Source organism: Sphingomonas bacterium, from assembly GCF_903643065.1.
GTDB lineage: Bacteria > Pseudomonadota > Alphaproteobacteria > Sphingomonadales > Sphingomonadaceae > Sphingomonas.
In genome coordinates this window covers 1-3,669 of the sequence record NZ_CAHJWX010000300.1, presented here as the reverse complement: position 1 = coordinate 3,669, position 3,669 = coordinate 1, and the positions used below count along the sequence as shown (strand labels likewise).

Sequence of the window (3,669 nt, the reverse complement as noted above, 5' to 3'; positions counted from 1 at the left end):
GGTCGAGCTGGTCGATGGCGTTGCGCGCCACCGCCTCCTGCGTCACCACCCGGCTTTGCAGGCCGCGCCGGGCCAGCACCTGGGACAGCATGGAACAGACCGCCTCGTCCAGCGGCCCGCCGCGCTCGGCGGCGCGCGGGCGGATCACCGGAACGGCCAGCGCGCCGTCCTCGGGCGCCCAGTTCAGGGTGGAGCGCGGGCTGAGCGTCGGATCGACGCAGGCGTCGGCCAGGATCACCACCGGCGCCTGCAAACCCTTCGCGCCGTGCGCGGTCATCACCCGCACCGCGTCGAGCGGCGCCGCGGCATCGCGCACCACCTCCACGTCGCCGCGATCGAACCAGTCGAGGAAGCGTTGCAGCGACGGCGCGGTGCTCGTCTCGAACTCCAGCGCGGCGGCGAGCAGTTCGTCGATCGGGTCGCGCGCCTCGCGACCCAGCCGGCGCAGCAGCGATCGGCGACCGCCCAGCGGTCCCGACAGCAGCTCCTCCAGGAACTGGTACGGCGTCATGATGTCGACGCGGTTGAGCATCGCCCGCAGCGGCGCGAGCCGCCCGGCCGGCTGCGTCATCTGCAGGTGCAGCCACAGACTGCCGCGCGTCCGCGGCGCCGCGTCCATGAGGTCGTCCTGGCTCCAGCCGATCAGCGGGGAGACCAGCAGACAGGCGAGCGACAGGTCGTCCTCGGGCTGGAGCGCGAACCGCACCGCGGCCAGCAGGTCCTGCACCGCCAGCGGGCCGTTGAGCCGCAGCCGGTCGACGCCCGCGACCGGCACCCCTTCCGCATGCAGCCGCGCGACCAGCAGCGAGGCGAGCGCGCCGCGCCGCTTGACGAGGATCATCACGTCCTCCGGCCGTAGCGGACGCCCCTTGCTGCCCAGCGTCAGCCCGTCGGGCGAGTCGTGGTCGAGCCAGTCGCGCACGTTTCGCGCGATCCGGCTGGCGAGTTCGCGCGTGGCGTCGTCGACCCAGCCTTCCTCGTCGCGATCGTCGCCGCCCGCCGCCACCGGCGGCCACAGCTCGATCGCGCCCGGCCCCGGCACCTCGCTCGCGTGACGCTCGGCGGGCGCGGCATCGCCCATGCCGGGCGCGGGCATCTGCGTCACCGCGGCGTCGACGAACTCCAGCACCGCTCGCGTGGAGCGGAACGACCGGGTGAGCGACAGCCGCGTCCACTCGGGGAGCGCGTCGGCGGGATCGGTCGGGCCGGCGTTGGCCAGCCGCTCGAAATGCCGCTCGGCGGCGGCGAAGAACAGCGGATCGGTGCCCTGGAAGCCGAAGATCGCCTGCTTGAAGTCGCCGACCGTGAACAGCGTGCGCGCGCGCCGGCCGTGCGTGCCCTCGCCCGCGAAGAACTCTCGCGCCAGCGCGTCGACGATCGCCCACTGGCGCGCGTTGGTGTCCTGCGCCTCGTCGATCAGGATGTGCTCGGTCGCAAGGTCGAGCTTGTAGCGTACCCAGTCGCCCATGCCGGGCTCGCCCAGCAACCGGACGGTGGCGGAGATCAGGTCGTCGAAGTCGACCTTGCCGAGCCGCCGCTTCGCGCGCGCATAGGCGTCGGCATAGTCGCGCCCGACGCCCAGCGCGGCGGCGAGCAGGTCGGCATAGCCGGCGCGCACGCGCAGCGACAACAGCTCCGCGCAACGGCCGTGCAGCCTGGTCGCGAGCTCCGCGTAGCGCGGGTCGACGGGCGCCTGCCCCCTGGCGAACGAGCGCGGGTCGCCGTCCGCCTTGGCCCAGACCTGGTGCAGCTCCTCCAGCCCGGCGCTGCGCGCCTCGGCCGCGCCGGCGAGCCAGGCGCCGATCGTCTCCGCGCGGGTGACGCCGCCCTTGGTGCCCCATTGGCGGTTCAGCGCCGCGATCGTCTCCAGCGCGTCGCGATCGAACGCGTCGTCCCCGCAGGAGGCGCGGACATGGTCCTCGATCGGTCCATCGGGCAGGCCCAGCCGCTCGCGCAGATAGGGCGCAATCAGCGGTGGCAGCGCGTCCAGCGCCTCGCCCGCGTGCGTGCAGGCGCGCAGGAAATCCTCCGCCCCGCCCTCGCCCAGCCGGATGCTGAGCGCGCCCAGCGTCGCGACCGGCGCCGGATCGCCGTCCCGCTCCGCCCCGACCAGCAGGTCCGCCAGCGTCTCGCGCGCCAGCAGCGACTCCTCGCGCCGCTCCAGCGGGCGGAAGCCGGGCACGAGGCCGGCCTCCAGCGGAAAGGCGGCGAGCAGCGACTGGCAGAAGCCGTGGATCGTCTGGATCCGCAACCCGCCGCCCGGCGCGTCCAGCACCTTGGCGAACAGCGTGCGCGCGCGCGCCAGCGGGACCGGATCGTGCGCCTCTTCGCCGAGCGCGAGCAGGTCCTTGCGAAGGTCCGCGGGCGGCATCCTGACCCAGGCGGCGAGCCGCCCGTTGATCCGCCCCGCCATCTCGGCCGCGCCCGCCTTGGTGAAGGTCAGGCACAGGATCGCCGACGGATCGACCCCGCGCAGCAGCAGGCGGTACACGCGCGCGGCCAGCACCTGGGTCTTGCCCGTGCCGGCGGAGGCGGCGAGCCAGACATGGCGGTCGGGCGCGCTGGCGCGGGCCTGCGCGTCCTTCAGGATCGGGAGCGTGCCGGTCGCGGTCCTGCTCACGGGCGCCTACTCACGGCCATACCACTCGTCCTGGCGCATCAGCTGGTCATAGTCGGCATAGGGCGCATGGTCGGGGTGGAGCTTCGCGGTGAACGGCTCCTCGCCGGTCAGCCACCTGCCCGCGGTCGCCGCGAAACTCGCGCGGGCCAGCGCGACGAAGTCGGCGGTGACGACCTTGTCGCGCTTGCCGTCGGGATCGCACGGGCTCTCGCGATAGCCAAAGCCGCCCTGGCGGTTGCGCGCGAGCGACCAGTATTCGAACGCGGCGGGATCGCCCGCCACCCGTTCGAACCCGCCCGCCGCCGCGATATGGCCGAGCAGGCCGAGCTGGAGGCTGAACCCCTCGGCGACCGCGCGCGCCGACGGCGGCTTGCCGGTCTTGTAGTCGACGATGCCGATGCCGCCGCCCGGCAGCGCGTCGATCCGGTCGAACCGTCCCGTCAGCGTGATCCCCGCCAGCTCCGCCCGCCCCGCGCCCTCGACGGCCAGCACCGCGCGGCCCTCCTGCGTCAACCGCGCCATCTCCGCCGCCGTCCAGTCGATCGCCTCCGCGAGCCTTGGCCACCACAAGGCGCGCAGCAGCGGATGGGTGCGCTCGTCCGCGATCATGTCCGCGGCAAGCGGCCGCAACGCCCCGATCGCGCAATGGTGATCTTGAGCCCATCGTTGGAGCACGTCATGCACCGCCGTACCCCGCCACGCCGCGCTGGGATCGGCGTCGACCGCGTCCAGCGGCGCGAGGCGCAGGATGCGGCGGGCGTAGAAGGCGTAGGGATCGGCTTTCAGCCGGTCCACCTCCGTCACCGCGATCTCCCTTGGACGCAGCGTGACGGGCGGCATCGGCGCGGGCCGACCCACCGGCTGCGGCTCGCCGGCATCGTCCAGCGCGCGGACCCAGCCGATCAGCTCCTCCGCCTGCTCGAACCGCTCGCCCGCCAGTGCTTCCAGCCGCAGCCAGAAGCGCGAGGCGAGCGCGGGCGAGCGTGCGTCCCGGCGCGATCGGGTGACGAGCACCGCCGGCGCGCCGAGTCCCTGCGCCAGGTCGTGCG

2 protein-coding genes are annotated in these 3,669 nt (G+C 74.1%); both read right to left on the bottom strand.

The window, feature by feature from the left end; translation table 11 throughout:
• On the bottom strand, window positions 1–2,620 hold a 2,620-nt coding region (locus tag HUU95_RS10770; RefSeq protein ID WP_174280114.1), incomplete at its 3' end, for a UvrD-helicase domain-containing protein.
• 6 nt (window positions 2,621–2,626) lie between these two features.
• Window positions 2,627–3,669: PD-(D/E)XK nuclease family protein (locus tag HUU95_RS10765; RefSeq protein WP_174280113.1), on the bottom strand; the 1,043-nt coding region annotated here is incomplete at its 5' end.